Origin of the sequence: Azospirillum sp. B506 (assembly GCF_000333595.1) — a bacterium.
Lineage (GTDB): Bacteria > Pseudomonadota > Alphaproteobacteria > Azospirillales > Azospirillaceae > Azospirillum.
In genome coordinates this window covers 1-5,956 of the sequence record NZ_BADK01000633.1, presented here as the reverse complement: position 1 = coordinate 5,956, position 5,956 = coordinate 1, and the positions used below count along the sequence as shown (strand labels likewise).

5 protein-coding genes and 1 tRNA gene are annotated in these 5,956 nt (G+C 67.1%); 1 reads left to right on the top strand and 5 read right to left on the bottom strand.

The genetic code is table 11. From position 1 onward, the window contains the following. Positions 1-116: 116 nt before the first annotated feature. Complete coding sequence (locus I71_RS18910) at positions 117-2,063, bottom strand: sigma-54-dependent Fis family transcriptional regulator (RefSeq protein WP_042696473.1); 1,947 nt, start codon at positions 2,061-2,063, stop codon at positions 117-119. Between the two features lie 254 nt (positions 2,064-2,317). Here I71_RS18910 and I71_RS18905 point away from each other — a divergent pair, with 254 nt between their 5' ends. Further along, positions 2,318-3,232, top strand: a complete 915-nt coding sequence (locus I71_RS18905; protein WP_083897252.1) for a diguanylate cyclase — start codon at positions 2,318-2,320, stop codon at positions 3,230-3,232. A 112-nt stretch (positions 3,233-3,344) separates the two neighbouring features. Here the strand turns inward: I71_RS18905 and I71_RS18900 are convergent. From I71_RS18900 to I71_RS18885, 4 genes are all read right to left on the bottom strand, one after another. Next, a tRNA-Met gene (locus I71_RS18900) sits at positions 3,345-3,419 on the bottom strand. A gap of 168 nt (positions 3,420-3,587) precedes the next feature. Next, entirely contained in the window at positions 3,588-4,763 is a 1,176-nt protein-coding gene (gene mnmA, locus I71_RS18895) for a tRNA 2-thiouridine(34) synthase MnmA (protein WP_042696471.1), read from the bottom strand. Positions 4,764-4,874: 111 nt separating this feature from the next. After that, positions 4,875-5,204, bottom strand: coding sequence for a ferredoxin family 2Fe-2S iron-sulfur cluster binding protein (locus I71_RS18890; RefSeq protein WP_042696469.1), 330 nt, complete (start codon positions 5,202-5,204; stop codon positions 4,875-4,877). A 65-nt stretch (positions 5,205-5,269) separates the two neighbouring features. Beyond that, positions 5,270-5,956 (bottom strand): molecular chaperone DnaJ (locus I71_RS18885; RefSeq protein WP_244433916.1); only part of this gene is annotated, 687 nt, incomplete at its 5' end.

Genomic DNA, 5,956 nt, shown 5'->3' with positions numbered 1-5,956 from the left:
CAGCAACCGCCAAGCGGCCGGGCGATGCCCTGGGGGGGAGAACGCCGGCGGCCGCGGATTCGGGGGCGGGGGGAGGGGGGAGCGANNGGGGGGNNGNGGAANTCCCCGCGCCCCCCTCACTCGGCCCGGTGCGGCGCCACGATGCCGAACCGGTGCATCTGCCGATGGATGGTCGAGCGGTCTACTCCCATCGCCCGCGCCGTCGCCGAGATATTCCAATGATGCCGCCGCAGCATGTCGCGCAGCCGGGCGGCCGGGTCCTCCGCCGCCGGCACCGCCTGCGGGTCCTCCTCCGGCCAGGCCCGGAACAGGCCGCTGTGCTGTACCGGCTCCGGGATGTCGGCGAGGTCGATCAACCCGCCGTCGCTGACCGCGCAGGCATAGTCCAGCGCATTCACCAGCTCCCGCACATTGCCCGGCCAGCTGTGGCCGCGCAGGGCCGCCAGCGCCGCCGGGGTCAGGCGATAGCCGACGCCATCGCGCTCCGCCCGTTCGGCCAGCAGCCGCTCGATCAGCCAGTCGAGATCGCCGCGTTGGCGGAGCGGCGGCACGGTGAACACCGCGCCGTTGAGACGAAAGTACAGATCATCGCGGAAGCGTCCGGCCTTGACCAGATCCACCAGATCGCGGTGGGTGGCGCCGATGACGCGGACATCGACCGACACCGCCCTGGTCCGGCCGATCGGCGTCACCTCGCGTTCGGCCAGCACGCGCAGCAGGCGGGTCTGCGACGACAGCGGCATGTCGCCGATCTCGTCCAGGAACAGGGTGCCGCCATCGGCTTCCAGGATCAGCCCCTTCTTGCCGCGCACCGTCGCCCCGGTGAAGGAGCCGGGCTCGTAGCCGAACAGCTCGCTCTCGATCAGGTTCTCCGGCAAGGCGGCGCAGTTGACGGCGACGAAGGGCTTGTTGCGGCGGATGCTGGCCCTGTGCAGGGCCTTGGCCAGATGTTCCTTGCCGGTGCCGGTCTCGCCATGGATCAGCAGGCTCATGCGGGTGTTGACCAGCTTGGCCGCCCGCGCCAGAACCGTCTTCAACGCCGGGTCGCCGCCGGACACCACACGCAGCGGCTCCGGCAGCGGGTCGCCGGTGTGATCCGGCGCATGGCTGCGGGGGAGCGACACGGCGGGCGGCGGCATCGCCTGGGCGAACAGAGGCAGGCCGGTGCGGCGCAGGCGCAGCGTGCGCTGTTCGGTCGGCAACGAGCGGACGAAATGCACCAGATCGTCCACCTCGCAGTCGAACAACTCGGCGAAGGACCGGCCGAGCGGCGATATGCCCTCTTCCGCCAGCAGGCCGTAAGCCTTGTGGTTGAAGCCGACCACCCGCCCGCCGCCGTCCAGCGCCAGGACGAAGTCGGGATCCACCTCCGCGAACTCCTGCGAGGCGGACAGCTTAACCACCCAGTCGCGGCGGAAATTGTTGTAGAGGTTTGCTGTTTCGATCTTATGGACATAGGCGCGCACCATCTGCAGTGCCAGATACTGACTGATCTTCGGTTCCGGCGAATGCAGGGCGGAGATGTCCAGCACGGCGGCCAGCTCGCCCCCGCTGTCGAAGACGGGGGCTGCGGTGCAGGTCAGCGGGATGTGGGTGGCGTCGAAATGGTCGGTCTGGTGGACGGTCAGCGCCTGGGCGGTGGCGATGCAGGTGCCGACCGCGCAGGTGCCGGCGTGCCCTTCGTTCCAATCGGACCCGAGATACAGCCCGGCCCGGCGCAGATGGTTGTCGAAGGTCGGATCGCCGATGAAGTCCACCGTGACGCCGTTGCTGTCGGTCAGCAACAGGACATAGCCCATGCCGGCGACCTGTCGGTACAGTGCCTCCAGCCCGAAGCGGGCCATGCGCAGGAACTCGTCCATTGCGTCGCGATGTTCGCGCAGCCGCTCCTGCGGCAGGATGTGCGCCTCGCGCCCGACGGTGGGGTCCAGCTTGTGATCGGCGACGCAGCGGCGCCAGGAGCTTTCGATGATCGGATCGCGGGCGGACGGCACCCCTGTGGAAATACGGCCAGTGGAAACACGGACGAGTTCATCGATGTGGGCCGCGCGCGCGCTGTCCATGGTCGTGCCTCCCGCTCTCATCGTTCGTTTGCTCCACGAACATATTGGGACGGACAGTACCAATCAGCAGACCCGAAACGCAACATGTGCAAAAGCATCAGACCGCCGCGCCGGCTGGAGCTTATCCACCGAACTGTCATGCCAGAGTATGACCTCTGCTTTTGGTTATCGTTCCATGACATGACGTTAAGGACATTTGCACAAGTCGGGGTTCATGCTCCATAAACGGGCATGGTTCGCCGGGAGCTTTCGAGTTGCGAATTCTGATCGTCGACGATTCGCCGCGTCATCTGACCATGATGGTGTATGAGCTGAACAAACTCGGCTACGCCACCAGCGTGGTTCACGACGGTGCGGCCGCCATCGAGGCGGTGGCGAATGACCGGTTCGACGTGGTGATGGCCGACATCCGTCTGGCGGACATGACGGGGCTGGAACTGTGCTGGCACCTGCGCACTGCCCAGAAGCTCCGCCACCTTTACCTGATTCTGATGATTCCCGGCAGCATGACCGACCAGTTCCACGAACTGGTGGAGGCCGGCGCCGACGAGTTCCTGCGCAAGCCCCTGGACTGGAAATGGACGGCGGCACGGTTGCTGGCGGCCTCGCGCGTCGTGGCGATGCAGCGCGATCTGGAGCGGCTGGCGACCACCGACGCCCTGACCGGCGCCATGAACCGGCGTCGCTTCCTGGAAAGGGGGGCTGAAGAGTTCACCCGCTCGCGACGATACGACCGCTCGCTGTCGGTGGTGATGTTGGACATCGACCATTTCAAGCGGGTCAACGACACCTACGGCCACGCCACCGGCGACGAGGCGATCCGCAGCACGGTGCGCGCCTGCAAGGAGACTCTGCGTGCCTGCGACCTGATCGGCCGTCTGGGCGGCGAGGAGTTCGCCGTGGTGATGCCGGAAACCCCGCCCGTGAACGCCTTCGCCGCTGCCCAGCGTCTGCGCCAGGCAATCGCTGCCCGGCCGGTGAAGCGAGAGGATGGCGGCGAGTTGCACCTGACCGTCAGCCTGGGCCTGAGCTGGCTGACCGGCAGCGACACCGGCATCGAGCCTCTGCTGGCCCGCGCCGACGCCGCCCTCTACCGCGCCAAGAATGCCGGCCGCAACCGGGTGGAAATCGAGCCGCAGATCGCGCTGCCGAAATCGATGGCAGGATAGGGGGCTTATGGGTTTGCGCATTCGCCGAGATGCGATGGATACCGCGCTAGGCTGGTGAAGATCAAAGAAAAACCCCCTGACGTCCTTTCGGATATCAGAGGGTTTTCTATGATGGTAGCAGCGGAGGGATTTGAACCCCCGACCAAGGGATTATGATTCCCCTGCTCTACCACTGAGCTACGCTGCCATCGTGTTCGCCGTTGTTGGCGTTTCCGCCGCCGTGGCTACCATCGTGTCCCGTCGTTGCCGCCGGGAGCCGCTATATAGGATAGGGCGACTTGGCCTGTCAACGCGGAATTTTCGGGGGGTGCGATTTTTTTCGGCCAACTGGCGGGAAACCTCATAACCCCCTGATTCAGGTGTTTGTTTCGCCTGCGCTCACAAGCTTGGCCGCATCATCGTCCACACCGACGGCAGTGCCTGAAATCCAACCGCCACCCAGCACGCGGTCACCTTGATAGACGACACAGGCCTGGCCGGGCGCGATGCCGTGCTGAGCCTCCAGCAGTTCGACCCGTGCGGTGCCGTCCGGGCCGGCGCGCCAGAGGGCAGGGGCGGCGGGCTGGGCGGAGCGTAGCTTTACCGATACCTCGATGCTGGCGCCATCCGCCAGATCGGGGGCCAGCCAGTTCACATCGCGCACCATCACCAGCGAACGGGCGAGGTCGCGGCGCGGACCGACGACGACGCGGCGGCGGGCGGGCTCCAGGCGCACGACATAGAGCGCCTCCTCCTCCTGGCCACGGATGCCGCCGATGCCCAGCCCCTTGCGCTGGCCGACCGTGTAGTGGACGACGCCCTTGTGGCGGCCCAGGACGCGGCCGTCGACATGGACGATATCGCCAGGTTCGACGGAGCCGGGGCGCAGCTTCGCCACCACCTCGGCATAATTGCCATTGGGGACGAAGCAGATGTCCTGGCTGTCGGGCTTGGCTGCCACCTCAAGCCCATGGCGCTCGGCCAGTGCCCGGGTCTCCGGCTTGGTCAGACCGCCGAGCGGAAAGCGTAGGAACTCCAGCTGTTCGCGCGTGGTGGCGAACAGGAAATAGCTCTGGTCCTTGGCGGAATCGACGGCGCGGTGCAACTCGGCTCCGTGCGCGCCGGCGATGCGGCGGACATAATGGCCGGTGGCGAGCGCGTCGGCGCCCAGGTCGCGGGCGGTGTTCAGCAGGTCGCGGAACTTGACGCGCTGGTTGCAGCGCACGCAGGGAATCGGCGTCTCGCCGCGCAGGTAGCTGTCGGCGAAATCGTTCATCACGTCCTGGCTGAAGCGGCCCTCGTAATCCAGGACGTAATGCGGGATGCCAATGCGGTCGGCGACCTGACGGGCGTCGTAGATGTCCTGGCCGGCGCAGCAGGCGCCCGGCTTCTGCAGGGCAAGGCCGTGGTCGTAAAGCTGCAGCGTAATGCCGACGACGTCATAGCCCTCCTCCCGCAGCACGGCTGCGGTGACGGAGGAATCCACCCCTCCGGACATCGCGACGACGACGCGGGAATCCTGGGGGCGCTTGGAAAGACCGAGGGAGTTCATGGCGCCCTATATAAGGCGGGCAGGCGCCCGGAAAAGGCAGGAAAGGAGACCGCCGGGTGAGACGTCTGTGCGACGCTGGCCCGGCGGCCGGAACAGGGTTCCCCCGGACCGTCACTTCATCGCGTTGTTGCTGCCGCCCGGCAGGCGGACGACCAGCCCATCCAGCTCTTCGGTCATGATGATCTGGCAGCCCAGGCGCGAAGTCTTGGTCAGGCCGAAGGCGAGGTCCAGCATGTCCTCCTCGTCCTCCTGCGCATCCGGCAGGACGTCGAACCACTCCGGCTCGATCACGACATGGCAGGTGGAGCAGGCCAGCGATCCTTCGCAGGCGCTTCCCAGGTCCAGGCTGTTCTTGTGCGCGATTTCCAGCACGGACAGGCCGAGCGGGGCGTCCACCTCGCGGCGGGTGCCGTCGGTTTCGATGAAGGTCATCTTGGGCATGGGGTCCTCGTTCCTTTTAAGGTTGCCTAGCGATTGCGGGGGAGCGGTTGTAAGAGAAATGTGGATCAGGCCAATGGCGGCGTCCGCGCTGCCCGGCGGTCGCGTACCTCGACGGCCAGCGCCTCCAGCCGTTCCAGCCGGGCCAGGATGCGGGCGGCACCGTCGGTGGCCGGCGGGCTGTCGGGAGCGGATGCCGTCTGTGCCTTGCGGAAGGCGGGGGCGAGATACTTGATGCAGGCTTCAACCCGCTGGTTGAGGTCCGACCCGATGCGGTCCAGTTCCTGCGGGTCAACGGCGCGGGCCAATCGTGTTACCAGATCGGCAATCTCCTCATCGCCATCCTCGTCCCCGACGGCCGGCGTGCCGCCCAGCAGTTCCAGCAGCGCATGGGCGCGGCGGATGGGATCCCGCAGCACCTCAGAGGCTTCGTGCAGGGCCTCGACCTGGGCCTTGGCGTTGGCCTGCTGGCGTGGGCCGCGGGCGGCGAACCGTTCCGGATCCATGGCGCGGGTGAAGCCGGCATGCTGCTTCGACAGCTGGTCCAGATCGATGTCAAAGCGGCGTTCCAGCCCCAACCGGGTGAAGGGATCGAGATCCCGTGGCGGCTGGGCCGCCCCGCAGGCATGGCAGAACAGGGCGCGCGGCGCCACCGAGCGGCCGCAGGTGCCGCAGGGCTCCAGGTCGCCGGCGATGGCGCCGGAAATACCGCCGCTGCTGTTGCCGGGCGGGCCGGATTTGGCGGCCGGATTGAG

Excerpts from the sequence above, each read along its gene's own strand:
- I71_RS18910 (WP_042696473.1), bottom strand. The coding sequence starts at position 2,063 with ATGGACAGCGCGCGCGCGGCCCACATCGATGAACTCGTCCGTGTTTCC.
- mnmA (WP_042696471.1), bottom strand. The coding sequence starts at position 4,763 with ATGAACTCCCTCGGTCTTTCCAAGCGCCCCCAGGATTCCCGCGTCGTC.
- I71_RS18890 (WP_042696469.1), bottom strand. The coding sequence starts at position 5,204 with ATGCCCAAGATGACCTTCATCGAAACCGACGGCACCCGCCGCGAGGTG.